Genomic DNA, 24,872 nt, shown 5'->3' on the forward strand with positions numbered 1-24,872 from the left:
GAGAGGTGTGAGCATGGCAGCGCTACAGGACAAGCGGATCGTCGTCACCGGGGCCAGCCGTGGCCTGGGTGAGGCGATGGCCGTCGGATACGCCCGCGAAGGGGCGCGCCTGGTGCTCGCCGCGCGCTCGCGGGACGACCTCGAGCGGGTGCGGGCGCTCTGCGCCGACGCCGGTGCCGAGGTGCACGTGTGCGTGACCGACGTGGCCGAGGAGGATCAGGTCCAGTCGCTGGTGCGCACCGCCGTCGCAGAGTTCGGCGGCATCGACGTCTTCGTCGCGAACGCGGGTACGTCGTACCCCGGGCTCACCGACAAGCGGTACACCACCCTGGACACCTACGACGCCGACATCGTCGAGCGGGTGATGCGGGTCAACGCGATCGGCATGTGGTCGTGCATGAAGGCCGCCATCCCGGTGCTCGACGAGGGTGCCAGCTTCATCGCGATCGGCTCGGAGACCGGCCGGATCGCCCGCGCCGGGTCCGGCATCTACGCGGTCTCCAAGGCCTGCGTCGACGTGCTGGTGACCATCGCCGCCGGCGAGGCGGCCGAGCGCGGGGTGCGGGTGAACTGCCTGACCCCGGGCGGCATGGTCGACACGCACCTGTTCGGGCCGGACAAGATGCCCGAGCACCTCAAGCAGCTCCCGATGGGCTACTCCGAGCCGGGCGTCATCGTGCCCGCGGCGGTCTGGCTCGCCAGCGACGAGTCGCGGGCGGTCAACGGTGCCCAGCTGTCGGGCCGGCACTTCAACGCCACCGGCGCGGCACAGGTCCTGGCGGAGCTCGCGGGCGACACCGGCGCGGCGGGGTCGACCGCGGTCGCCGGATCGGTCTGAGATGGAGCCCCGCGCCGCCGTTCGCAGCCATCTCTACGTGCCGGGGGACCGGCCCGAGCTGTTCGCCCGGGCGCTGCAGCGAGGGGCCGACGCCCTGATCCTCGACCTCGAGGACGCCGTCGCCTGGCCCCGCAAGCAGCGGGCGCGTGAGGCGGTGGCGGAGTTCGTCGCCGGCCACGCCGTCAGCGACGATCCCACCCAGCTCTGGGTGCGCGTCAACGCCGAGTCGTGGCGCGACGACGTCACCGCGGTCGTCGCGCCCGGCCTCTCGGGGCTCTGCCTGGCGAAGACCCCCGGCGCGGCGTACGTCGCGGCCGTGGCGGCGCTCCTCGACCAGCTCGAGGACGCTCGTGGCCTCGACGTGGGCGCGGTGGCGCTCTCGCCCCTGTTGGAGGACGCGGCGGCCGTGCTGGCCGCGCCCGCGATCGCGGCCGCGTCGCGCGTGGCGCGGCTCCAGGTGGGCGAGGTCGACCTGGCGGCCGACTGCGGGATCGAACCAGGCGCCGACGGTGCCGAGCTGGCCTGGGTCCGTGGTCAGGTCGTGCTGGCCTCGGCGGCGGCCCGCATCGAGGCCCCGGTCGGCCCGGTGACGACCGACTTCACCGACCTCGACGCCCTGCGGTCCTCGACCGACGCCCTGCGCCGGATGGGCTACGGCAGTCGCGCCTGCATCCACCCGGCCCAGGTCACGGTGGTCAACGACGTGTTCACCCCGCGGCCCGACGAGATCGACCGCGCCCGCGAGATCGTGGACCGGTTCGAGCGCGCCGAGCAGGCCGGCGACGGCGTGCTGCTCGACGCGGACGGCCGGATGATCGACCTCGCCGTCGTCCGCAACGCCCGCCGGGTGCTCGCGCGCGTCGGCTCATGACGGGGTCCGTCGACGGCCTCCGCGCCGTCGACCTTCACGAGGTCGCGGCCACCTCGGCCGGCTGGGTCGATCAGGAGATCCCCGGCGGCTCGGCACCCGTGCGGTTGCACCGGTTGTGGCTGGACCGCGCGAGCAAGGCGTCGGTCTCGCTGGTCCGCTTCCCCCCGGGGTGGGAGCGGATGGCGACGGGCAGCTACGCGGTGGCCGAGGAGTTCGTGGTGCTCGCGGGCGTGTTGGAGATGAACGGGCGGCGTCACGGCGCCGGTTGCTGGGCGTTCGTGCCCGCCGACGCGTGTCGACAGGACACCCGCACGCCGGACGGAGCCCTGGCGCTCGCCTGGTTCGGCGGGGTCCCGACCTGGCAGCCCGGGTGGTACGACGTACGCCGGCGCACCGCCTCCGGTCCCGCGGACGCCCTCGGCGTGCTGATGGCGTCGAGCGCCGGGCACGGGGGCTCCGAGGTCGTCAGCGGCCCGCTGGCGCCCGCGGCGAAGGCCCGTGACGCCCTGGACGTCGAGCGCTGGACCTGGACGTGGCTCCCCGCCGGCGCGGACCTCCCGGCTCGCGTGGATCGGCTGCTGGTCCGCTCCTGGTGAGCCGGTGGCGTCGACCACGCTCGCTGCGCTCGCACCTCGGCGACCCCCCTGCGGGCGGCGGTGGCTCAGCCACCGATTGGCGGGCGGAGAAGGTGGATCACCACCGCCCGCCGGACACAGCAGTGGGGCCGTGACGGAGATCCGTCACGGCCCCACTTGTGTGTGCCGTCAGGAAGCGCGCGCGCTCCTGCGCAGGGTCAGTGCGAGCCCGCCGACCAGCATCAGCAGACCCACGGTGGCGAGCCACAGCTCGTCGCCGGCACCGGTCTGCGGCAGCACGGCGCCGCCGCCCGAGCTCGACGAGCCGTTCGCCGACGTGCCACCGGAGGACGTGGCGCCGTCGTCGCCACTGTCGTTGCCGCCGGAGTCGCCCCCGGAGGCGCCGTCGTCGCCCGAGTCGCCGCCCGAGTCGCCGCCCGAGGAGGTGCCGCCGAACGTCAACGGCACGGTGGCCTGTCCGTCGGCCCCGGACCCGACCTGGCTGGTCTGCAGGGCGCACGGGTCGCTGGAGCAGTCCACCTTGGAACCGTCGCCGCCGGTGAACGTGCCCACGACCTTGATGGAGGTCGCCGGGAAGGCGCCGTTGGCGTCGGTCTGCACCTGCTTGAAGTTGGACATGTCGCAGGCGCCGCCGGCGGGAACGTCGGTGTTGCACAGCGCGATGAAGAGGCCGACCTTCGGGTTGAAGCCCGAGCCCTTGACCGACACGGTCTCACCGGCCGGCGAGAGTCCCGAGGTCTTGCTCACCGACAGGCTCTCCCCGGCGCGCGCGGCCCGGACCGCGAAGGTCGGGGACAGCGCGGTCGAGGTCGACACGATCGTGGTCGTGCGGGCGGTCTTGTTGCCGAACTTCACCTTGTGCGTGACCTGGCTCGAGGCCTGCTTCGGCTTCTTCTTGTTCCAGGTCTTGATCGCGCACTTGGACTTGCCGCAGTTGACCTTGCCCTGCTTGGACTGGAACTTCTTGGCGACCTTGATCTTCGCCGTGAAGGTGCCGTTCTTCTTGACCTTGGCGGTCTTGGCCTTCGCGGTCCAGCACTGCTTGCCGACCTTGGCCGACGTCTTGCAGAGCGCGGTCTGGACCTTGGTGCCGGCCTTGAAGCCGCTGCCCTTGACCTTGACCGTGCTGCCGGACTTGACGACCTTCGGTGCGTTCAGCGCCGCCTTGGAGCCCGTCGCGGAGCCCTTGACGAAGCCCAGCGGCAGGGTGGCGGTCTGCGTGGCGTCCGAGCCCGCGCCGACCTGGCTGGTCTGCAGCGCGCACGGGTCGCTCAGGCAGTCGACCTTGGAGCCGTTCCCACCGGTGAAGCTCCCGACCACCTTGATCGAGGTCTTCGGGAAGGCGCCGCTGCCGTCGGTCTTGACCTGCTTGAAGTTGGCCATGTCGCAGGCGCCGCCGGCGGGGACCTTGGTGTTGCACAGTGCGAGGAACAGCGAGACGTTCGGCTTGAAGCCGGAGCCGTTCACCTGCAGGTCCTCGCCGGACATGCTGATGCCGGTGGTCTTGCTGGCGCTCAGCGTCGCGGTGGGCGCCGGCGGGGTGTTTACGAAGGACAGCGGCAGGGTCGCCGTCTGGCTGGCGTCGGCCCCGGCGCCGACCTTGCTGGTCTGCAGGCCGCAGGCCTTGACCAGGCAGTCGGTGCCGGTGAAGGAGCCGACCTTGATGGCCTGGCTGAACGCGCCGGAGCCATTGGTAGTCACCTGCTTGAAGTTCGTCATGTCGCAGGCGCCGCCGGCCGGGACGGCGGTGTCGCACAGGGCGAGGAACAGGTTGATGTTCGGCTGGAAGCCGGTGCCGTTGGCGGTGATCGACTCACCGGCCGCGCTCAGTCCGCTCGTCTTGCTGGCAGTCAGCGCCGCGGTGTGCACTGGCGGCGCAGTGAAGGACAGCGGCAGCGTCGCGGTCTGGCTCATGTCGGCGCCGGCGCCGACCTTGCTGGTCTGCAGGCCGCAGGCCTTGACCAGGCAGTCGGTGCCGGTGAAGGAGCCGACGGTGATCGCCTGGCTGAATCCGCCGTTCGCGTCGGTGTGCACCTCCTCGAGCCGTGCCATGTCGCAGGCCCCGCCCGCCGGGACCGCGGTGTCGCAGTTGACCAGGTAGAGGTCGATGTTCGGCTGGAAGCCTGTGCCGGTGGCGGTGATGGACTCACCGGCGGTGGAGATCCCGGTGACCTTGCTGGCCGTCAGGGTGCCGCCGAAGTCCAGATCGACCATCGCCTGCTGGGTCCGGTCCGCGCCGGACACCTTGCTGCTGGTCTGGACACCGCAGACGATCGACCCGTCGGTGCAGTTGAGGGTGTCGGCACCCGAGACGTATGACGCGGACACGTTCAGCTCGGTCTCGAACTCCCCGTTGGCGTCCGTGGTCGGCTCGGCGTAGCCCTGGCCGAGCGTCGAGCGGCACTTCCCGCCCGCGGGCAGCGAGTTGTTGCACTGAGTGAGCCGCATCGTGGTGTTCGGGCGGAATCCGGTGCCCTTGACCGTGACCGGGCTGTTGTCGGCAGCTGTCGGCGCGCGATCGAGGATCTCAAGCTCTGGTGTGTCGAACGCGACGGTGAGCTTCACGTCCGAGTCGGGATTCTTCGTAACCCCGGCGGACTCGGTGACGAACCCGCACATCGCCGCAGCGGCGCAGTCCTTGGCGCCGATCATCTTCTGGGCGACGGCGGTGGCGGTGGCGTTCCCGCGCCCGCCAGCCGTGTCGGGCACCGTGACGTTGACCGGAGAAGCGGCGCAGTCGCCGACCGTCATGCTGAAGCCGACCATGACGAGCTCGCAGTACTTCACCAGCACGTTCTCGGCTGGGTAGTTGGTGAGCGTCAGATCGACACTCTGACCCGGGGTGAGCCCAGCCGTCGTACCGCTCACGGCGGCCAGGGTGCCCTTCGGTGCAGCGCTCGCGGGTGAGACGACGGCGAGCGCTGGCATCACAGCGAGTGCCACGGTGGCGGTGAAGGCGGCCAAGAGGCGGCCGCGCCGGGTCTTGCCCCTGGCGCGGCCCTTCCGGCCGGGTGTGTACATCGTCATGCGTTCTCTCCTTGTTGGACGGTCACTGGATGTCGGCGGGCTGACGGCGGCGTCGTGCGATCACGAAGACGGCAGCCCCGATGACCACCACGGCCGCGATCACGCCGATCACGATCGGGGTCGACGAGCTCGAGTCCTCGTCGGCGCTGTCCTGCTGGCCGTCGTCGGACGCGCCGGCACTGTCGGTGGCGGTGTCGCCGGGGTCGGCGTCGGCGGAGCCCACGCCCGGCCAGCCGTCCACCGGCGCGACTCCGCCGGCGAAGCCGATCGGCACGGTGCGCTCCTGCGTGCGGTTCGCGCCTTCGCCGACCTTGCTGGTCTGGATGCCGCACGGGGTCTTGGCGCAGTCGGTCTGACCGAACTTCGGCACCACCTTCAGCGTCACCTCGAAGGATCCGTCGGCATCGGTCTGGGGCTGCTGGAAGTTCGCCATGTCGCAGGCGCCGCCCTTGGGCACCGAGGGATCACAGGCGACCACGAACAGCCCGACGCTGGGCTCGAAGCCGGTGCCGGTCACGGTCACCTCGCCGCCGGCGGGATCGATCTCGGTCGACGGATCGACCTCGAGGGAGGCGCCGTCGGCCGACGCCGGCGAGCTGTACGCGACCAGCCAGACGGCGGCCATGAGCAGCACGATGATTGCGCGGCCGACGCCGCGCGAGCGGGCGACCAGGATGGAACGTGACAAGGGAACTCCTTCGGTCGGTTGGTGGGACTTTAGGCGACGCACGTCACATTGGAAAGAGTTTCATGACTATTTGTCTGTAACTCGTGACGAGCAGTCAGAAACGTGTTGACAGTTCGTCATAAACCGGTCAGGATCGGTGCGTCGGATGCTGCTGTGAGCAGACAGCTACAGCGCATCTTCGAGCAACCACCTATTGGAAAGCGGCCGAAGCGCCGGCGAAGAAGGAGTCACAGATGACCGTTGGCAGCGAACCGGCGACGACCAGCTCGCGCTTCTCCGAGGAACTCAAGTCGATGACGTGGGACGACCACGAGCACGCTGAGTACACCGAGTACATGCAGGCGCTCCTCGGCGGACAGTGCAACGTCCAGGGCTACGTCGACATGGTCGTGCAGCACTACTACGCCTACCTCGTGATCGAGGAGGCGGCCGAGAAGATGCGCGACGACGCCGTCGGCGGGCCCTTCGTGTACGACTCGCTCGCCCGGATCCCCGCACTCGAGGCAGACCTGCAGTTCCTGCTCGGCGACGACTGGCGCACCCAGATCGCCCCGAACGAGGCGACCAAGGAGTACTGCGACCGGCTCAAGGAGGTCTGCTTCGACTGGCCCGGCGGCTTCGTCGCGCACGCCTACACCCGCTACCTGGGCGATCTGTCCGGTGGTCAGGTCATCAAGGGCGCGGTCGAGCGGGCGTTCCAGTTCAAGGACCAGCAGGGCGTGCAGTTCTACGTCTTCGACCAGATCCCGGACTACAAGGCCTTCAAGATCCAGTACCGCGACCAGCTCGACGCCGCGCCCTGGGGCGAGGAGGAGCAGCAGAAGGTGATCGACGAGGCGGTCCTCGCCTACCGCCTGAACACCAAGGTGCTCGCCGAGATCGGACGCGACCTGCCGCGCTACCTCAAGAAGTGACCTGCCGATGACGACCACCGCGCCAGCGGATCCGAGGCTGCTCCTCGGCGTCCCCGATCATGGGGTCGGCGCCTATCGGAGCTCGGGCGGGTACGGCCCGCTCCCGCCCGCCGCGGCCATCGTCGCCGCCGCGGAGCGGGCCGGGCTCAGAGGCGCCGGGGGCGCCGGGTTCCCCACCGCGGTCAAGCTCGACGCGGTGCTGAGCGGCACCGGTCCGCGCGCGGTGGTCGTCAACGGTGAGGAGGGCGAACCGGCCTCGATCAAGGACCGGTGGCTGATGCGCAACCGGCCCCACCTCGTCCTCGACGGTCTGCGCACCGCCGCCACCGCGGTGGGCGCCGACCGCCTGGTCGCCTACGTCTCGGACCCCGAGTCCGCGGCGGCCCTCCGCGCCGCCCTCGCCGAGGCGCCGGCCGAGCTGGCCGGCGCCTCGGTCGAGGAGGTCGACGCGGCGTACGTCGCCGGCGAGGAGACCGCGGTCGTCAACCGGCTGAGTGGGGGAGAAGCCAAGCCGCTGCGGAAGCCGCCGCGCCCCTACGAGGAGGGCGTCGCCGGACGACCCACCCTGGTCGTCAACGTCGAGACCGCCGCCCGGCTCGCGCTGGCCGTCCGGGAGGGCCACGACGCCGGAGCCACCATGCTCGCCACCGTGCTGATCGCCGGCGAGGCGGTCCTCGTCGAGGCGCGGCGCGGTGCGCCCCTCTCCGCGGTCGTCGCCGAGCACCCGCGGTGGTCGAGCATCGAGGCCGGAGCCGTCCTGGTGGGCGGCTTCGCCGGCGGTGTGTGGACCACCGACATCCTCTCGGCGGCCGTCGGCCACGACTCCATGCGGGAGCGCGGCGCACTGTGGGGGTGCGGCGCGCTCATCGTGCTGGACCGCTCCGAGTGCGTGGTCGGGGCCGCCCTCGACGTGGCGACCTACCTCCGTGAGTCGAGCTCCGGACAGTGCGGGTCGTGCGTGCGAGGCACCCAGGTCGTCGTCGAGCAGCTGACCAGGATCGCCAACGGCACCGGGAGCGACGACGACCTCGCACAGCTCGAACGGCGGGCCGAGGCGATGGCCGGCCGCGGGAACTGCGCGCTGCCGGACGCCGACTCGCTGCTGATCGGCTCGCTGATCACCAACTTCTCCGCCGAGCTGCTCGCCCACCGCGAGCGCTCCTGTCCCGGCTGCCGGGACATCACCCTCGATCGTCCCGGAGGCGGGGCGGTCACCAGGTTCCGCGCGGTCCTGCCGCCGACCTGACCACCGACATCCACGACACCCAACGACAGGGGATCTCCATGAAGGCCAGCATCGACTCCTCGCGCTGCGAGGGCCGCAAGTACTGCGCCCGGTTCGCGCCCAGCGTGTTCGACGTCGACGAGTGGGGCTACGGCCGCGTCACGGCGACCGGCGACCTCACCGACGCGCAGCTCGCGGACGCCCAGACGGCCCTCACGTCCTGCCCCGAGCAGGCGATCAGCCTGACGCCCTGACGAGCCGCACGCCGCCCGAACGAACGAGTCGAGGTACAGACAGATGAGCACCACCCACCCGACCGCGCGGTCCGAGCACCCGCTCGACCGATACCGCCGACACATCACCACCGAGCGAGAGGCCTCCGCGCTCTACCGGGGCCTCGCCCAGCTGAGCCGGGGCACGCGTCGAGACGCGTTCCTGGAGCTGGCCACGATCGAGGACCGCCACGCGGACTTCTGGGCCAACGAGATCCGCCGGCTCGGCGGCGAGCCGCCGGAGCCGGGGGAGTTCGTCCCGGGGGCGCGGACCCAGTCGCTCCTCGAGCTGGCCCGTCAGTACACGCCGGACCTCGTGCTGCCGGTCATCGAGCAGGACGAGCGGAACGGGTTCGACACCTACGCCGACGACCCGGACGCGCCGGAGTCGATGCTCCTCGAGGAGTCCCAACACGCCGACGTCCTCGGCGAGATGATCGGTGAGTCCGGTGTCGGGGAGCGCTGGCACCGCAGCAACAAGTCTGGCACCCTGCGTGCCGGCATCTTCGGCGTCAACGACGGGCTGGTCTCCAACACGGCACTCGTGATGGGGTTCGCCGGCGCCTCCGCCGACCGTGGCACCGTGCTCCTCGCCGGCCTGGCCGGGCTGCTCGCGGGCGCCTTCTCGATGGGCGCCGGCGAGTACATCTCGATGGCGAACCAGCGCGAGGCGTTCGAGCGCGAGATCGCCCTCGAGGCCGAGGAGATCAGGCTGATGCCGGAGGAGGAGCAGCGCGAGCTCGAGCTGATCTACCAGGCGAAGGGGCTCACCCCGGAGGACGCGAGCCACATCGCCGCCCAGGTGATGTCCGACCACGAGATCGCCCTCGACACGCTGGCCCGCGAGGAGCTCGGCCTCGACCCGGACGACCTCGGCTCGCCCTGGGGCGCCGCGGCGTCCAGCTTCGTCGCCTTCTCGCTTGGCGCGGTGCTCGTGGTGCTGCCGTACCTGATCACCGGCGGCACCGCCGCGCTGCTCGGCGCCATCGGCATCGCCCTGCTCGCGCTGGTCGCGGTCGGAGCCGTGATGGCCCGCCTCAACGGTCGGCCGATGGGGGTCGCGATCCTGCGTCAGGTGGCGGTCGGGTCGCTGGCCGCGGCCGCGACATACGGACTCGGATCCCTGTTGGGCCTCAATCTCGGCTGAGATCACCGATCATGCTGTGACCGTGTAGTGACCGTCCGGAGTATCCGAGTGGGGAGATGACGATGCTCGAGTTCATGGTGAGACGCACGCTCAACGCCATCCTGGTGCTCTGGCTCGTCGTCACCGGCATGTTCTTCCTGCTCCGCCTGGCGCCGGGCAGCCCGGTGAACTCGCTGCCGCCGGCGGTGGCCGCCGACCCGCTCGCCCGGGCGGCGTACGAGGCCGAGCACGGGCTCGACCAGAACATCTTCATCCAGTACTTCGACTACCTCTTCGGCCTCCTGCGGGGCGATCTGGGCACCTCGCTGTACGACGGCACCTCGGTGATGTCCCAGATCGCCAGCCACCTGCCGGTCTCCCTGGAGCTCGGGGGGCTGGCGGCGCTCCTGGCGATGGTCCCGGGATTCCTCCTCGGCTGCTGGACGGCGACCCGGCGGGGCTCGTGGAGCGACGGCGCGGTGCGGGTGGTGACGGTGCTGAGCTTCTCGGTCCCGGCGTACTGGCTCGCCGTCCTCTCGCTGGTCTTCATCGGCCAGCGCTACCCCGACATGCTCCCCACCGCGGGTGGCTTCGTCCGCTTCACCGAGGACCCGATCGCCAACCTCAAGGTGATGCTGCTGCCCGCCCTGGTGCTGGGCCTGTCCACCTTCGCGCTGGTGGTCCGCTCCATCCGGGCCGCCCTGATCGACGTGCTCTCCTTCGACTACGTCGCCTTCGCGACCGCGATGGGCATGCCGCAGCGACAGATGATGAAGCGGATCGCGATCCGCAACGCGATCATCCCCACGCTCACGGTGGTCGGCGTGCTGCTCGGCGGCCTGGTCTCGGGCACGGTCCTGGTGGAGAGTGTCTTCCAGATCCCCGGCCTCGGCCAGCTGATGGTCACCGCGTTCCTGCGCCAGGACTACCCGCTCGCGCTGGGCTGCTCGGTCTTCACCGCGATGATCTTCCTCGGGCTCAACCTCGTGGTCGATGCGCTCTACTTCGTCGTCGACCCGCGGACTCGGACCAGCACCCAGCGCCGTACCGCACCGGTGATGGCATGACCGCCACCGCCGCCGAACCGAGGGAGACCGACCGGTGACCACCGTGATGAGCCCGACCGCGGCGCCGGTGCCTGCGCGCCCGGCCTCCCGGCCGCTGGTGCTGAGGGTCGTCGACGTACGACGCTGGCCGATCCACGGCGTCACCAACTGGTTCGGCGTCGGCTGCGTGGTCGCGTTCCTGCTGATCGCCACCGTCGGCCAGCTGATCGGTGACCCCACCCTGCTCGACGCGCCGGGTGCGGAGCCGCCGTCCGCCGAGTACTGGTTCGGCACCGACACCCTCGGGCGCGACGTCTTCGCCCGGACCGCGGAGGGCGCCTGGAACTCGCTGACGATCTCCCTCGGGACCGTGCTGCTCTCGCTGTCGGTCGCGATGCCGCTCGGCATGCTGGCGGGCTACCACTACAACGGCCGCCTCGACAACGCCATCATGCGCGGACTGGAGACGGTCCAGGCGCTGCCCATGTTCGTCTTCGTGATGTTCGTGCTGACGCTCACCGGCACCGGCACGATCGAGATCGGCCCGGTGACCTTCGGCATGCGGACCCGGCTGATCGTGTGCCTGGCGCTGGGCTTCGTGCCCTTCTTCGCCCGCATCGTCCGCGCGGCGACGCTGGTGGAGATGCAGGACGACTACGTCGCGATGCTCCAGGTGCTCGGCGTGGGGCGGACCCGGATCCTGCTCTCCGAGATCTCGGTCAACGTGCTGCCGCCGATGGTCGTCCAGGCCTGCCTGGCGATGGCGATCGCGATCTTCGCAGAGGGCGGCCTGAGCTTCCTCGGCTTCGGGCTCGCGCCACCCGAGCCGACGCTGGGCAACCTGATCGCCGACGCCGGCTCCCAGATCCTCGAGGGGGCCTGGTGGTACGCGACGCTGCCCGGCGCGGTGATGGTGCTGGGCATCCTCGGCTTCAACCTGTTGGGCGACGCGCTCAGCGACGCTCTGCTCGGCGGCAGCGAAGGGGGTGCGGAGTGAGCACGGAGCGACTTCGATCGGTGGTGGGGGAGGGCTTCCCGCTCAGCCGGCGCGGGTTCCTCGGGATCACCGCGGTGACGGTGGCCGCGGCGACGGGCTGCGCGAGCACCTCGGTGGCCTCACGCATCGAGGAGCGCCATCGCGACGGCATCCTCCGGATCGCCGTCGCCTCCGCGCCCAGCAACATCAACCCGCTCGACTCCGGGTCGGAGGTCACCCGCTGGATCGCCGAGCCCGTCGTCGAGACGCTCTACGCCTACGACGACCGGCAGCGCTCGGTGCCGCTGCTGGCGGCGGGGGAGCCGGAGGTCTCCGCGGACGGGCTGACCTGGCGGATCCCGCTGCGCAGCGGGATCACCTTCCAGAACGGCGACGAGCTGACCGCCAACGACGTGGTCGCCACGCTCGCGCACGTCAACGACCTCGGGTCTGGCAGCGAGTGGATCACCTACCTGCTCGGCTACGTGCAGAGCTACGGCGCCGACGACGCGTACACGGTCCGCATCGAGCTGACCAAGCCGTACGGCCTGATGCGGTCGCACCTGACCAACCTGCCGATCGTCCACCGCGACTACGCCAAGCGCAAGGACGCGATGATGGGCACCGGCCCGTTCCGGCTGGAGTCCTTCACCCCGGGCCAGACCTTCAAGATGGTCGCGTACGACGGCTACCACGGCGGCAAGCCCGACCTGACCGGCATCGAGTACACCGTCTTCCAGGACGGCGCGACCCGCTTGATCAGCCTGCGCCAGGGCAAGGTGGACCTGCTCACCTCGGTGCCGTACCACAACATCGGCTCGGTGCGGGCGAACCCGGACCTGCACGTCGACGAGGTCGAGGGACCGAACGACATCCTCAGCTACGTCGCGGTGATGCGCGAGCCGTTCTCCGATCCGTGGTTCCGCAAGGCCGTCGCCGCAGCCACGGATCGACACGGGGTGCTGTCGAAGGTCTTCGGCGGCGCCGCCGTCATCGGGCAGGGGCCCATCGGACCGGCCGAGATGGGCTGGGATCCCGACCTCCAGCCCTATCCCGACGAACCCGACCTCGATCACGCCCGCGAGCTGCTCGACCAGGCCACCACCGAGCGGCGGGACTTCACCCTGACCATCGGGACCAACCACACGAGTCGTGACATGGCCCAGGTGCTGGCCGCCGGTTGGGCGAAGATCGGCATCGACGTCACCATCCAACAGCTCGCCGGCGGGCCGTGGTCGAACAAGATGCTCGACCGCAGCTACGACATGCTGATGAACGTCTTCCAGTCCGGCTTCACCTCGGGACCGGCGAACTACATGGCGCTCGCGCCGGCGCAGTCCACGAGCGTGCTCTCGTGCGGCTTCGTCAACCAGGAGGTGGACGAGCTGATGGACACCGTCTGGAGGACCTCGGACGACGAGGTGCGGGCCGCGAGCCTGCGCCGGATCAACGAGATCCTCGTCGAGGAGGCCGTGATGTTCCCTCCGGTGTACCCGAAGATCGTGGTCGCCCGGCTGGCCACGGTCTCGCCCCTGAACCTCGACCAGCTGCGGATCAGCCGGGTGGCCCCCCAGAACCTCTCGCTGGTCCCCGGGGGCACCGATGAGTGAGCTCACCCTGGAACCCGGCACCTCGACGCCGGGCCGCCACGCGAGCGACGACGTCGTGCTCCGGGTGAGCGACCTCGCGGTCCGGTACGCCGCCGGCCGGGGCGCCGCCGTCACGGCCGTGCGCGGGGTGAGCTTCGACGTACGCCGCGGCGAGGTCTTCGGCGTCGTCGGCGAGTCGGGCAGCGGCAAGAGCAGCATCTGCAATGCCCTGATGCGGATGCTGCCGAACAGCGCGCGGGTGGAGGCCACCGGCGTGGAGTTCGGCGGCCGCGACCTGCTCTCGCTCACCGACAAGCAGATGCGCGGGATCCGGGGCACCGAGATCGCCCTGGTGCCGCAGCGCCCGATGACCTCGCTGTCGCCGACGACACCCGTCGGGCAGCAGCTGCGCTGGTACTTCGGCGACAGCATCGACGACAGCGACGTGCGCGACTCCCTGGCGCGGATCGGCCTGCACTCGGTGCTCGGCCGGCTCGACAACCTGCCGTCGCGGTTCTCGGGCGGCCAGCTACAGCGGCTGCTGATCGCGATCGCGACGCTGACCAACCGGCCCTCGCTGCTGCTCGCCGACGAGCCGACCACGACCCTCGACGCGACGGTCCAGGCCCAGGTGCTCAAGCTGCTGCTCGGCATTCGCGACACCCTGGGACTGTCGATCGTCTACGTCTCGCACGACCTCGGCGTGATCGCGCAGATCTGCGACCGGGTCGGGGTGATGTACGGCGGCCGGCTGGTCGAGGTGGCCACCACCTCCGACCTGTTCCACCGCCCGCAGCATCCGTACACGAAGGCGCTGCTCGGCGCGATGCCGGCCCGTTGGACGCCCGAGCGCGGCCGGCTGAGCACCCTGCGCGGTACGGCGGCGGGTGCCAACCGGGCCACCGGCTGCCCGTTCGCGCCGCGCTGTGCCCTCGCGGATGCGCGCTGCACCGAGGAGATGCCGGCCGTGCTGGGCGACCGGACGTCGATGGTCCGGTGCCACCGGGTCGAGGAGGCGACATGAGCATGCTGGTGGCCGAGGGCCTCGAGAAGCACTTCCGGATCGACCACGGCGGCTGGCAGAAGAGCTCGGTCCTCGTGCGTGCGGTCAGCGAGGTCTCCTTCGCCGTCGAGCGCGGCGAGGTGATGACGATCGTCGGCGAGTCGGGCTGCGGGAAGTCCACGGTCGCGCGGATGCTCGTCGGACTGGTCGAGCCGACCCGGGGCACGATCGCCGTCGACGGTGTCGAGCTGCGGCCGGAGCGCACCGCGCGGGACCGGCGGCTGATCCAGTTGGTCGCGCAGAACCCGTGGTCGGCGTTCAACCGACGCCGCACCCTGGGTCACTCCCTGGCCCAGCCGCTGCTGGTCAACAAGGTCGAGACCGACCGGCGCCAGCGCCGGGCGCGGATCGAGGAGATGGTCGAGCGGGTCGGGCTGTCCGCGGCCCACCTGGCCTCGCGGCCCTCCGACGTCAGCGGTGGCGAGCTGGCCCGCGCGGCGCTGGCCCGGGCGCTGCTGCTCTCGCCGAAGGTGCTGGTCCTCGACGAGCCGACCGCGAGCCTGGACGCGAGCGTCAAGGCGACCGTGATCGACCTGCTGCGCGAGCTGCGAGCGGACCTCGACCTGAGCATCGTGCTGATCACCCACGAGATCGACGTCGCCCGGATGATCGCCGACCGGGCCGCGGTGATGTACCTGGGCCGGCTCGTCGAGAGCGGCGCCGCCGACCTGGTGCTGCGCCGGCCCTCCCACCCGTACACCCGGATGCTGCTGGACAGCGTGCCCGACCCCGACCCCGACCACCGCGAGCTCGCGGCGGCGAAGGGCGAGGTGCCCTCGTCCGCGGCCGCGCCGCACGGGTGCGCCTACCACCCGCGCTGCCACCTGGCCAGCGATGAGTGCGGCCAGGAGCGGCCGGAGCTGCTCCAGCACGCCGGCGTGGAGGTGGCCTGCCACCGGATCCTGGACGTCGGCATGCCGCTGCTGATGCCGGGGTCCCTTCCGGAGGACCGGCCGGAGCCGGCCGCGGCTCCGGACCCACCCGCCGACTGTGCCCGCGACACCCCGACCGTCGACCTGCCGCACCCGCAGGCCGACGTCACCGACCGACTGGAGGTTCGATGAACACGAGTGTGCCCCTGGACTCGCCCCGTCAGCAGCTGGACGCCCTGGCCCGCACCCGCGCGGACCTGTCCGGCGCCGACGTGCCGGTCTGGTGGACCGGCGACGTCTACGTGAACGCGCCGGGCGAGGCGTACCGGCACCTCTTCGGCTTCGAGGGCCTCAACGTCGCGCGCGTCGTCCCCACCGAGGACGGCTACGACCTGCTGTCGCGGGAGATCGCGTTCTACCAGGACCCCCGCACCCGGGAGGTCCTGGACACCTGGTCGAACCCCTGGACCGGGGAGGAGGTGCGGGTCTGCCACGTCACCAACGATCCGGTGAACCAGCGCTGGACCCTGGAGACCCGATGGGGCCCGTTCCGGGTGCCGACCACGCGGCTGGGCGACCGGATCTGCTTCAACATGGACATCCCGCTCGCCTATCCCTCCCCGCTGCCGGTCGCGGAGTTCCCCGACCACTCGGCCGACGACACCTACCGCGCGCTGGAGCTGTTCCAGTTCTTCACCAGCGCCGGTGCGCTCGCCGACGAGTCGCTGACCTCGGTGCCCTGCGAGCTCTCGTGGGCCCGACTGTCCCCGTGGCTGCCCTGGATGCGGATGGGCGACCGCCCGGGTGGCCTGGTGTTCCACACCCGCGGCGTCAAGCTCGGCTCGTATGACGAGGTGCCGGAGACGACCCGCGTCCAGATCGACGCCCACTATCCCGAGTACGCCAGCGCCCCGGAGGCGTGGAGCGAGCCCAACGAGACCAGCTGGACCTGGTTCCGGCGTCACCTGCAGGGGAGCCCCGCATGATCTACCTCGTCTACCGGATGAAGCTCGCGCCCCGGGCGCGGCAGAACATGAAGGAGTTCTGGTCCTGGCTGGAGGACCGCGAGCGCTTCTTCTACGACGACCTGCCGATGGTGAAGTCGCTGCGTTGGTACTACTCGGTGATCGGCGACGTCTACGTCATCGAGAACTGGGCCGGCTTCGAGAACGAGGCCGGCTGGGGGGAGTACCGCGCCGCGCTCGCCAACCTCAAGAGCAACGCGGACTGGGAGTCCGAGCGGGTCTCGCAGGACGAGTGGTGGGAGTTCCTCGACACCCGCGTCGTGACGGACCTGCCGGTCGCCGTCGGGTTCGACGCCGACATCCCGAGGGAGCCCGCGGCGGCCCGATGAGCTCGAGCCGCCGCGGGCGGGGTCGCCGGGCTCAGCGGCGCAGCCGGGCTGCGATCTCGTCGTACCCGCGCTGCTCGGCGTGGCGCAGCGGCGAGACGCCGTCGCGGTCGGCGATGGTCGGGTCGGCCCCGGCCGCCAGCAGGATCCGGACGATCTCCTGGTGGTCGGGACCGCCGTCACCGAGGATGATCGCCTCCAGCAGCGCGGTCCAGCCGAGGTCGTTGACGTGGTTGATGTCGACGTCGGTCTGCACGACGCGGCGCACGTAGGCGACGTGGCCGCGCTCGCTGGCCGGGATCGGCGACAGGCCGCCGTACCGGTTCCGGACGGTGAGGTCGGGGTCGGCCGGCAGCAGGGCCTCGAGCATCGCGACGCTGCCGGTGACGCCGGTGACCAGCCACGGGGTGTCGTGCTGGGCGTCGAGGGCGTCGGGGTTCGCGCCCATGGCCACCAGCACCTCGGCGACCGGCACCCGGTCGTAGGTGACGGCGAGCAGCAGCGCGGTACGGTCGCGCTCGTCGCGGGCCTCGATGTCGGCGCCCGCGCGGAGCGCGACGGCGACCGCGTCGGCGTCGCCGTCCGCGGCGGCCCGCAGCAGGGCGGCGTCGGGGTCGGCAGGGCGATCGGCAGTGGTCATGCTCCTCAGGATCCTCTCCAGTCCGTCGAACCCGCGCTCGCGGGCCATCTCCACGGGGGTCAGTCCCGCTGAGGGTGAGCGGCTCGCCAGGCGTGCGCCGCCCGCGGCGAGCCCCCGGACGGTGGTCGCGTACGTCGCGGTGTCCTCGCCGAGCCACACCGCCTCGTGGATGGCCTGGTAGCCGATCCGGTTGACGTGGTCGCGTTCGATGCCGGCCCGGAGCAGTTCGCCCACGACGAGGCCGTGGCCGCGCTCGGCGGCCCGGATCAGGCCGGTGCCGTTCCAGCTGTCCTTGTCGTTGATCCGGGCGTCGGAGCGCAGGGTGAGCCGCAGCAGGTCGAGGTAGCCCTCGCTGGTGGCGACCAGGTACGCCGACTGCTCGGTCTCGTCCTTGGCGTTCACGTCGGCGCCCTGCCGGATCAGCCGGCGGGCCCGGGCAACGTCGTTCGCCCAGGCCGCGTCGCGGAGCCGGCGGTCCAGCGCGGCCTGCTCCTCGGCGTCCGGAGCGCTCCCCGCGCCGGCGGCGTCGCCCGGCGAGTCGCTCGCGTCCGGACCGCTCGCGGACCCGCCCGGGGAGGCGGGGCTCCGGGCGCGGTCCGGATCGGGCTCCGGGGTGGTGGCGGGGCCGCCGCCCCCGCACGCCCCCAGCAGAAGGGCGAGCGGGAGGGCGGCCAGGACGAGGCGCCTCATCGCGTCGGGTCCGCGACGACCTCGTAGGGGCCGGAGGCGACCTGCTCGTCGAACTTGCTGTCGACGTACAGGATCTGGCCGCGCAGCTCCTTGGCGGTGGTCAGCACGCGGTCCGGCGAGGTGGCCTGCTGGCGGATCAGCTTCGCCTGGCGGCCGTCGGCGGAGAGCCGGAGCGTGGCGATCTGCTTGCTGAAGTTCCGGACCACGGTAAGGCGGCTGCCCTGCAGGACCAGGCCGTCGGCGTTGACCAGGTCGGCGCTGCCGGTCTTCACCCGGGTGACCTTGCCGGACTTCACGGCGAAGCGCCACAGCGTGCCGACGTTGCCCTGGGCGACGACGAACGCCTTCTTGTCCTGGGTCAGCACGATGCCGCCGAGGTTGAAGCCGGTCTCCCGCGTGATCTTGTTGCTCGCGTCGGCCCACAGCCGCACGTTCCAGCCCTGCTTGCCCTTCGCGACGCGGAAGATCTGGGCGTCGTTGGAGTCGGTGAAGTACGCCGCGCCGTCGGGGCCGATCGCGACGTCGTTGAGGAAGACGTCGTTGCCCGGGGTCCGCAGCGCGGCGAGCCGCTTGCCCTCCTTGCTGTAGACCCACAGGTCCGGGCGGCCGTTGTCGACGCCACCGTCGCCGATGCCGTTCGGGCCGCCGGCGACGTAGACCCGGCCCCGGTCGTCGACGGTGATGCCGCGGGCGGTGAACCGGCCGTCGGTGCCGTGGCCGGCCAGCCACTCCCGGGTCCGGGCGGTGCCGACCTTGCCGCGGTGGATCTCGCCGCCGGTGACCTCGCTGACGTAGAACCGGCCGCGCCGCTCGTCGGCGCCGATGCCCTCGAACTTCGAGCCGGCCGGGTTGGCGGCGTCGACCGGGTCGCCGGTCAGCAGGTAGCTCGCGGCGCGGCCGTGGTCGCGGTCCTGGTCGGCGAGGGCCGGCGTGGCGGTGCCGACGGCCGCGCCGACGGTGCTGACGGCGGTCGCGGCGAGCAGCGTGCTGGCGATGGTCGTGCGCTTCATGGATCTCTCCTGGGTGGTGGCTCTCGGGTTGATGCCACCACTGTGCTGGCCGCGAGGGGTCCGGACGTCGGGCAGCCGGCTACCCCTCGATAGCCGATCGGTTGATTCCGGGGACCGCCGTTCCTCCCTAGGCTTGGCCAGCCATGTCTGTCCTCCACCCCGCCTCGCGCCGCCCCGGCGAGCACGGCATCCTCGCGCCCGCCAACCGGCTGGACCGGTGGCTGCTGGTCGTGCTGGTGGTGCTGCTCGTCACCTGCGCGGTGCGGTACGTCGACCGGCACGCCCTCGACGCCACCGGGGTCGCCGTCCTGGCCGGCGCACTGGTACTTGGCCTCGCGTACGCCACCCGTGGCCTGCTGGCCGACCGCAGCTGGTGGCCCACCGTGTGGGTGACCGGGATGGTCGTGCTGTGGGGGGCGCTGACTGCAGTGGCACCGTCGTTCGCCTGGTGTGCGGTGCCGGTGGCCTTCGCCGTGCTGCGGGTGGTCCCGTTCGCGTGGGCTGTCGGCACCGTGGTGCTGATGACCGTGCTGCTGACCGCCGCCTGGCAGCGACTCGACAGTTCGTCGGCCGACGGCTTCGACCCGGTGCAGGTCGCCGGGCCGATCGGCGTCGCGCTGGTCACCGTGCTCGCCTACCGCGCCCTCGACCTCGAGTCGCGTGCCCGCCAGGACCTGCTCGACCGGCTCGTCGAGGCCCAGGCCGAGCTCGCCGAGGAGCAGCACCGCACCGGAGCCCTCGCCGAGCGGACCCGCCTGTCGCGGGAGATCCACGACTCCGTCGGGCAGGGCCTGTCGAGCATCAACCTGCTGCTCCAGGCCGCCGAGCAGGCCTGGGACACCCAGCCCGAGACTGCCCGCGACCATGTGCGCACCGCGGCGGCGACCGCCCGCGACGGCCTCGACGAGGTACGCCGGGTGGTGCGCGACCTGGCCCCGGCCGATCTCGCCGGCGACGTTGCCGGCACCGCCCTGCCCGACGCTCTGCCCGCCGCCCTGCGGCGCGCGGCCGAGCAGGCCGCGCCCGGGATGCGGGTCGAGGTCCGCGTCGACGGCGAGCCGGTCGTCGTACCCGCGGACGTGGCGGCGGCCCTGGTCCGCACCGCCCGCGGGGCGCTGGCCAACGTGCGCGAGCACGCCGGCGCCGGCCGGGTCGCGCTGACCCTGACCTACCACCTGGACGAGGTGGTGCTGGACGTGCGCGACGACGGCCGCGGCTTCGATCCCACGCAGGTACGACCGTCCGGCACCCGCGGCCGGGGCCTCGCCGGGATCCGGGACCGGGCGGCGGCGCTCGGCGGCCGCGCCGACGTCGAGAGCGCGCCGGGCGAGGGCACGACCGTGTCGGTCCGCTTCCCGGTGTCGAACCTGCCGAAGGAGGACCGATGATCCGGATCGTGCTGGTCGACGACCACCCGGTGATCCGGGCCGGGCTGCGCGCCCTGGTCGACGGCCAGGAGGACCTGTCCGTGGTCGGCGAGGCCGACGGCCTCGAGTCCGCGGTCGCCGTCGTGACCGCGGACCGGCCCGACGTCGTGCTGATGGACCTGAGCCTGGGCGCCGGCGAGCCCGGTGGCGCCGAGGCGACGGCCGCCCTGCGGGCCCTCGACCCGGCGCCGGAGGTGCTGGTGCTGACGACCTACGACACCGAGTCCGACATCCTGCGGGCGCTCGAGGCGGGCGCGCGGGGCTACCTCCTCAAGGACGCCCCGCCCGAGGAGCTGTTCGGCGGCATCCGGGCCACCGCGCGCGGCGAGACCGTGCTCGCGCCGTCCGTGGCCGCGACCCTGGTCCGGCGTACGACGCCGGGCGCGACCACCATCACCGAGCGGGAGGTCGAGGTGCTCGAGCTGCTCTCCCGTGGGCTGGGCAACAAGGAGATGGCCCGCGAGCTCTTCGTCTCCGAGGCGACCGTGAAGTCCCACCTCTCGCACATCTACACGAAGCTCGGCGTCGACACCCGGGCGGGCGCGGTCGCGGCCGCGATCGAGCGGCGCATCATCCGGGCCTGATCATCCGCGCCCGGGCCCGGGCCTGGTCAGGACAGCCGGTAGAAGCGCCAGAATCCGAACTCCTCGATCGGCAGGACCTCGAACGTCTCGAAGCCGGCCGCCTCGCCGTAGCCCTGCAACGTGGACGGGCGCATCACGGTCCCCGTCCCCACGCTCGGGGCCGAGGAGAGCCCGTCGGGGAGGCAGACGAAGAGGCTGAACCCGTACATGATCCGCTCCAGCTCGTCGCCGTCCGGGGCGAAGGCGTCGGCGACGGCCTCGTCCATGACGACCAGGGATCCCCCGGGTGCGAGCGCCCGGCGGACCGCCGAGAGCACGTCGACCGGTCGGGGCATGTCGTGGACGCACTCGAAGGCGAACGCCACGTCGACCGTCCCGTCGGGCAGGAGGGCGGCGTCCCGGCTCACGAAGCGCACCCGGTCGTCCACGCCCGCGGCGCGGGCGTTGTCCTCGGCCAGCGCGATCGAGGGCTCGTCGACGTCGACGCCGAGCACCGTGGCCGAGGGATAGGCACGAGCCAGCGAGATGCTCGACCAGCCCGCGCCACAGCCCACGTCGAGCACCCGGCAGCCCGGGGCGGCGAGCGCGTCGTGGACCGCGGGCACTCCCGCGAGCGCGGGGCCGAGCTGCTTCTCGTACCACGGACGATTGGCGTCGGCCTGGGACTCCCGGGCGTCGTCGCCGAGCTGGTCCCAGCTGACGCCGCCGCCGTTCCGGTAGGCCTCGAGGAGCTGGGGGAGCACGGGCCCGACCGCGCCGAACATCCGGCCGAGGGGCGCCAGGTAGGCCAGGCTCGTCGGGTCGGTCATCACCTCCGCCGTGCTGGCCGGGATGGCGAAGCGCCGATCGTCGGGCCCGCCGTCGGACTCGACCGTCAGCAGCCCGGCCACCGCCTGCTGCTCGAGCCATTCGCGCGCGTAGCGGGCGTGGGTGCCGGTACGCCGGGCCAGCTCGTTCGCGCTGGCGGGGCCCTCGCCGGCCAGCGACCGGTACCAGCCGAGGCGGTCGCCGAGGAAGACCGACATCACCTCGACCGTGCCGAGGATCGATCCGAACAGGCGCTCCGCGACCTCGTCCGCGGACTGCTGCGATGCGCTCACCGATCCACTATGACCCCGGCCGAGCACGCCTGGCATCCCCTCATTGGTCGGCATGCCTGGCTCTGCCGCGTGCGCCGACAACTGGATCGTCGTATGTGTCGACGACTGGGATAGTCCGTCACGTTCTGGTTGCCTCCGAGCGCGCGAGACAACCAGAACGTGACGGACTATCGCGCCCGGAAGGGGTTCACGAGAGCAGCGGCCGGAGGCGTGCGGTCAGGCGGGCCGGCGGCGGGACACCGAGCAGGTCGAGCGCCATCAGCACCGATCCGACCACGGGCGGGTCGTCGCTCACGATGACCTCGAGCCGATCGTCGAGTCCCGCGGTGATGGCGTCGAGCAGCACGGGGTCGCGCGACCGGAGCAGCCCGCCGCCGAGCACGACGGGGACCGGACCCGAGTCCCACGACAGGCGGCGTACGGCGGTGCGCGCGAACACCGCGACCTCCGTGCCCAGGCGCTCGACGACCGAGCGGGCCACGGCGTCGCCCTCGTCGGCGGCCGCGAAGACCGCCGGGCAGAGCTCCAGCAGCCGGTCCCGGCGCACCGTACCGTCCAGCACCGCCTCGCTCACCTGCAGCGGCCGGTCGAGGCCGAAGTGACGGGGCACCAGCCGCTCCAGCGCCGTGGCCGCCCCGCGCCCGTCCTCGGCCCGGCAGGCCAGCGCGAGCGCCTCGGCACCGACGTCGTACCCACCGCCCCAGTCGCCGCTGAGCCGGCCGAGGGAGTGGAAGCGGACCACCCGGTCGCCGAGCACGCCCACGCAGTTGATACCCGCGCCGGCGACCACTGCCACGCCGTCGCCGGACGGCGCGCCGACGCGCAGGAGCGCGAAGGTGTCGTTGACGACGGTGACGGCGGGCGCCGGTGCCGCGGCGGCGAACCGGTCGACCATGTCCCGCTCCTGGTGCGGCAGGTCGAGGCCGGCCATCGCGATCGCCGCGGCGGCGAAGCCGGCACGCCGTCCGCAGGCCCGCTCGGCCAAGCCGAGCACGTGGTCGACGGCCGTGGCCGCGCTCAGGTCGCCGGAGCTCCAGCCGGTTCCGGCGGCCGCGCCGACCACGTCTCCGCCCGTGTCGAGGACGGCGACGTGGGTCTTCGAGTTCCCGACGTCGACGCCGAGCACCAGGGCGCGCGCCGTCATCGCTCGAACCCGGGCAGCAGCTGTTCGACCAGGTCCCACTGACCGATCAGCGGGTGCGCCAGCAGCGCGCGGCGTACGTCGTCGGCGTCGCCGGAGAGCGCGGCCCCGGCGGCGATCCGCTCGTAGGCGCTGACGTGCTGGATCGGCCCGAGGATGACCGGCGGCACGTCGGGCTGTGGCAGCGGCTCGATGCCGGACCGGCTGACGAGGCAGCGGGTCTCGATGACGTCGTCGGCGGCGAGGCCGGGGATCAGCCCGTCGTTGCGCACGTTGATCACGTGGACGGTCGGCTCGTCGGCGTACAGCGAGGCGAGCAGGTCGACGGCGGCCTCGCTGTAGAAGGCGCCGCCGCGCTGCTCGAGCTGTGTCGGCTTCTCGACGAGCGTGGGGGAGCGGTACAGGTCGAGCAGCTCCGTCTCGAGATCGGCCACCACCGCGGCGCGCGGTCGCTCCCGGCGCTGTTCGGCGACTGTCCGGTCGTGGAGGTAGTAGTACTGCAGGTAGTACGACGGCAGCGCGCCCAGCATCCGCATCAGGTGCTCGGGGAAGGGCAGGCGCGTCCTCAGGTCGTCCATGCGCCCGTCGAGCAGCCGGGGCAGCACGTCCTCGCCGTCGAGGAGCACCCGCCGCATCCACGAGAAGTGGTTGAGACCGACCGGGTCGACCTCGACGCGGCCCGGGTCGACCTCGAGCAGGTCCGCCATCCAGCGCTGCATGCCGATCGCCACGTTGCACAGCCCGATCGCGCGATGGCCGGCGTCGAGCAGCGCCCGGGTGACGATGCCGACGGGGTTGGTGAAGTCGATCAGCCACGAGTCGGACTTGGCGATCCGGCGTACCTCCTCGGCGATGTCGAGCACCACCGGCACCGTCCGGAGCGCCTTCGCGAGTCCGCCGGCGCCGGTGGTCTCCTGCCCCACGCAGCCGCACGCCAGCGGGAACGTCTCGTCGGCCAGCCGAGCCGTCTGCCCACCCACGCGCAGCTGCACCAGCACGGCGTCGGCGTCGCGGACCGCGTCGGTGCGGTCCGTGGTCAGACGGACGTCGGTCGCCAGTCCCTGGTGGGCCAGCATCCGCCGCGCGAACCCGCCGACCACCTCGAGCCGCTCGCGATCGACGTCCATCAGCACGAGCTCGTCGACCGCGAGCCGCGACCGCTGCGCGGCCAGACCCGAGACCAGCTCGGGCGTGTACGTCGACCCCGCGCCGACGACGGTGACCTTCATAACTGGATTCTTCCCCACACCTCCGTCGCCGCGGGTCACGGTGGTTTCGAGGCTCCTCGCTGGCGCTCGTCGCACCTCAACCACCGTCGCCGAGCACGGTGGTTGAGGAAGGCGCGCTAGCGCCTGTCTCGAAACCACCCGTCGGGGCGCCGGGCTGTGGTCGGGACCGGGTCGCGTTGGGCGTGGTGGTTTCGAGACGGTTGCTAGCGCAACCTCCTCAACCACCGTCCTCGGGGGTCACGGTGGTTGAGGAAGGCGCGCTGGCGCCTGTCTCGAAACCACCACCCAGCACCCGACCCACCGCATCCGCCGACGCAGCGGGGTTTCGAGACGGTTGCTAGCGCAACCTCCTCAATCACCGTCCTCGGCACTGCGATCGCTCACGGTGGTTGAGGAAGGCGCGCTAGCGCCTGTCTCGAAACCACCCGTCGGGAGGCCGGGCTGTGGTCGGGACCGGGTCGCGTTGGGCGTGGTGGTTTCGAGACGGTTGCTGGCGCAACCTCCTCAACCACCGTCGTCGGGGGGCACGGTGGTTGAGGAAGGCGCGCTGGCGCCTGTCTCGAAACCACCCCTCCACAGGCACCCGGCCCGGGTGTG

23 protein-coding genes are annotated in these 24,872 nt (G+C 71.9%); 16 read left to right on the top strand and 7 right to left on the bottom strand.

The annotated features are described in order from the left end of the window. Window positions 1-13 precede the first annotated feature (13 nt). Genes KM427_RS06080 through KM427_RS06090 form a run of 3 tightly spaced genes read left to right on the top strand, consistent with a single transcriptional unit; the run spans window position 14 to window position 2,305 of the window. Window positions 14-838 (top strand): SDR family NAD(P)-dependent oxidoreductase, encoded by an 825-nt coding sequence (locus KM427_RS06080; RefSeq protein ID WP_215526627.1) that lies wholly within the window; start codon window positions 14-16, stop codon window positions 836-838. A gap of 1 nt (window position 839) precedes the next feature. Next, a complete protein-coding gene (locus tag KM427_RS06085) occupies window positions 840-1,709 on the top strand; it encodes an HpcH/HpaI aldolase/citrate lyase family protein (protein WP_215526628.1) in 870 nt (289 codons plus the stop codon). Then, window positions 1,706-2,305, top strand: a complete 600-nt coding sequence (locus tag KM427_RS06090; protein ID WP_215526629.1) for a DUF4437 domain-containing protein — start codon at window positions 1,706-1,708, stop codon at window positions 2,303-2,305. Before KM427_RS06085 ends, KM427_RS06090 begins: the two co-directional genes overlap by 4 nt. Before the next feature lie 168 nt (window positions 2,306-2,473). Here the strand turns inward: KM427_RS06090 and KM427_RS06095 are convergent, their stop codons facing one another. Together KM427_RS06095 and KM427_RS06100 are read right to left on the bottom strand one after the other, a co-directional pair. Then, on the bottom strand, window positions 2,474-5,332 hold the full coding sequence (locus tag KM427_RS06095) for a neocarzinostatin apoprotein domain-containing protein (RefSeq protein WP_215526630.1): 2,859 nt from the start codon (window positions 5,330-5,332) through the stop codon (window positions 2,474-2,476). 22 nt (window positions 5,333-5,354) lie between these two features. Beyond that, window positions 5,355-6,020, bottom strand: a complete 666-nt coding sequence (locus tag KM427_RS06100) for a neocarzinostatin apoprotein domain-containing protein (protein WP_215526631.1) — start codon at window positions 6,018-6,020, stop codon at window positions 5,355-5,357. Window positions 6,021-6,253: 233 nt separating this feature from the next. On the opposite strand from KM427_RS06100, the gene KM427_RS06105 reads away from it, so the two are divergent. The 11 genes from KM427_RS06105 to KM427_RS06155 are packed head-to-tail and all read left to right on the top strand — an operon-like array spanning window position 6,254 to window position 16,457. Next, complete coding sequence (locus tag KM427_RS06105; protein WP_183591421.1) at window positions 6,254-6,934, top strand: biliverdin-producing heme oxygenase; 681 nt, start codon at window positions 6,254-6,256, stop codon at window positions 6,932-6,934. Between the two features lie 7 nt (window positions 6,935-6,941). Next, window positions 6,942-8,180 carry an NADH-ubiquinone oxidoreductase-F iron-sulfur binding region domain-containing protein gene (locus KM427_RS06110; RefSeq protein ID WP_215526632.1) on the top strand — a complete coding sequence of 413 codons (1,239 nt, stop codon included), beginning with the start codon at window positions 6,942-6,944 and terminating at the stop codon, window positions 8,178-8,180. Window positions 8,181-8,218: 38 nt separating this feature from the next. After that, window positions 8,219-8,413 carry a ferredoxin gene (locus tag KM427_RS06115; protein WP_183591419.1) on the top strand — a complete coding sequence of 65 codons (195 nt, stop codon included), beginning with the start codon at window positions 8,219-8,221 and terminating at the stop codon, window positions 8,411-8,413. A 43-nt stretch (window positions 8,414-8,456) separates the two neighbouring features. Further along, complete coding sequence (locus KM427_RS06120) at window positions 8,457-9,578, top strand: VIT1/CCC1 transporter family protein (RefSeq protein WP_183591418.1); 1,122 nt, start codon at window positions 8,457-8,459, stop codon at window positions 9,576-9,578. Between the two features lie 56 nt (window positions 9,579-9,634). Further along, window positions 9,635-10,624 (top strand): ABC transporter permease, encoded by a 990-nt coding sequence (locus KM427_RS06125; protein WP_183591417.1) that lies wholly within the window; start codon window positions 9,635-9,637, stop codon window positions 10,622-10,624. 34 nt (window positions 10,625-10,658) lie between these two features. Then, window positions 10,659-11,600 carry an ABC transporter permease gene (locus KM427_RS06130; protein ID WP_215526633.1) on the top strand — a complete coding sequence of 314 codons (942 nt, stop codon included), beginning with the start codon at window positions 10,659-10,661 and terminating at the stop codon, window positions 11,598-11,600. Further along, window positions 11,597-13,189: an ABC transporter substrate-binding protein gene (locus KM427_RS06135; RefSeq protein WP_183591415.1), complete on the top strand. Its 1,593-nt coding sequence runs from the start codon at window positions 11,597-11,599 to the stop codon at window positions 13,187-13,189. Before KM427_RS06130 ends, KM427_RS06135 begins: the two co-directional genes overlap by 4 nt. Next, window positions 13,182-14,192: an ABC transporter ATP-binding protein gene (locus tag KM427_RS06140; RefSeq protein WP_183591414.1), complete on the top strand. Its 1,011-nt coding sequence runs from the start codon at window positions 13,182-13,184 to the stop codon at window positions 14,190-14,192. Before KM427_RS06135 ends, KM427_RS06140 begins: the two co-directional genes overlap by 8 nt. Continuing rightward, complete coding sequence (locus KM427_RS06145; RefSeq protein WP_215526634.1) at window positions 14,189-15,295, top strand: oligopeptide/dipeptide ABC transporter ATP-binding protein; 1,107 nt, start codon at window positions 14,189-14,191, stop codon at window positions 15,293-15,295. Before KM427_RS06140 ends, KM427_RS06145 begins: the two co-directional genes overlap by 4 nt. Then, window positions 15,292-16,089: a DUF1838 family protein gene (locus KM427_RS06150; protein WP_183591412.1), complete on the top strand. Its 798-nt coding sequence runs from the start codon at window positions 15,292-15,294 to the stop codon at window positions 16,087-16,089. The genes KM427_RS06145 and KM427_RS06150 overlap by 4 nt, the downstream gene beginning before the upstream one ends. Next, the gene (locus KM427_RS06155; protein WP_215526635.1) at window positions 16,086-16,457 is read left to right on the top strand and encodes a hypothetical protein; all 372 of its coding nucleotides are present in this window, start codon (window positions 16,086-16,088) and stop codon (window positions 16,455-16,457) included. Before KM427_RS06150 ends, KM427_RS06155 begins: the two co-directional genes overlap by 4 nt. Window positions 16,458-16,488: 31 nt before the next feature. Here the strand turns inward: KM427_RS06155 and KM427_RS06160 are convergent, their stop codons facing one another. Together KM427_RS06160 and KM427_RS06165 are read right to left on the bottom strand one after the other, a co-directional pair. Further along, entirely contained in the window at window positions 16,489-17,784 is a 1,296-nt protein-coding gene (locus KM427_RS06160) for an ankyrin repeat domain-containing protein (protein ID WP_252275087.1), read from the bottom strand. Then, the gene (locus tag KM427_RS06165) at window positions 17,781-18,794 is read right to left on the bottom strand and encodes an SMP-30/gluconolactonase/LRE family protein (RefSeq protein ID WP_215526636.1); all 1,014 of its coding nucleotides are present in this window, start codon (window positions 18,792-18,794) and stop codon (window positions 17,781-17,783) included. Before KM427_RS06165 ends, KM427_RS06160 begins: the two co-directional genes overlap by 4 nt. A gap of 143 nt (window positions 18,795-18,937) precedes the next feature. Here KM427_RS06165 and KM427_RS06170 point away from each other — a divergent pair, with 143 nt between their 5' ends. After that, complete coding sequence (locus KM427_RS06170; protein ID WP_215526637.1) at window positions 18,938-20,182, top strand: sensor histidine kinase; 1,245 nt, start codon at window positions 18,938-18,940, stop codon at window positions 20,180-20,182. Next, window positions 20,179-20,805 (top strand): response regulator, encoded by a 627-nt coding sequence (locus KM427_RS06175; protein WP_183591408.1) that lies wholly within the window; start codon window positions 20,179-20,181, stop codon window positions 20,803-20,805. The genes KM427_RS06170 and KM427_RS06175 overlap by 4 nt, the downstream gene beginning before the upstream one ends. Before the next feature lie 26 nt (window positions 20,806-20,831). On the opposite strand, the gene KM427_RS06180 is transcribed toward KM427_RS06175, so the two are convergent. The 3 genes from KM427_RS06180 to KM427_RS06190 all read right to left on the bottom strand — a co-directional run bounded on the left by KM427_RS06180 (window position 20,832) and on the right by KM427_RS06190 (window position 24,275). Continuing rightward, window positions 20,832-21,905, bottom strand: a complete 1,074-nt coding sequence (locus KM427_RS06180) for a class I SAM-dependent methyltransferase (protein ID WP_215526638.1) — start codon at window positions 21,903-21,905, stop codon at window positions 20,832-20,834. Between the two features lie 187 nt (window positions 21,906-22,092). Continuing rightward, on the bottom strand, window positions 22,093-23,049 hold the full coding sequence (locus KM427_RS06185) for an N-acetylglucosamine kinase (RefSeq protein ID WP_215526639.1): 957 nt from the start codon (window positions 23,047-23,049) through the stop codon (window positions 22,093-22,095). After that, window positions 23,046-24,275, bottom strand: coding sequence for a 6-phospho-beta-glucosidase (locus KM427_RS06190; RefSeq protein ID WP_215526640.1), 1,230 nt, complete (start codon window positions 24,273-24,275; stop codon window positions 23,046-23,048). The genes KM427_RS06185 and KM427_RS06190 overlap by 4 nt, the downstream gene beginning before the upstream one ends. Window positions 24,276-24,872: the final 597 nt, after the last annotated feature.

It is taken from the genome of Nocardioides sp. LMS-CY, from assembly GCF_018732145.1.
Classification (GTDB): Bacteria; Actinomycetota; Actinomycetes; order Propionibacteriales; family Nocardioidaceae; genus Nocardioides; species Nocardioides soli.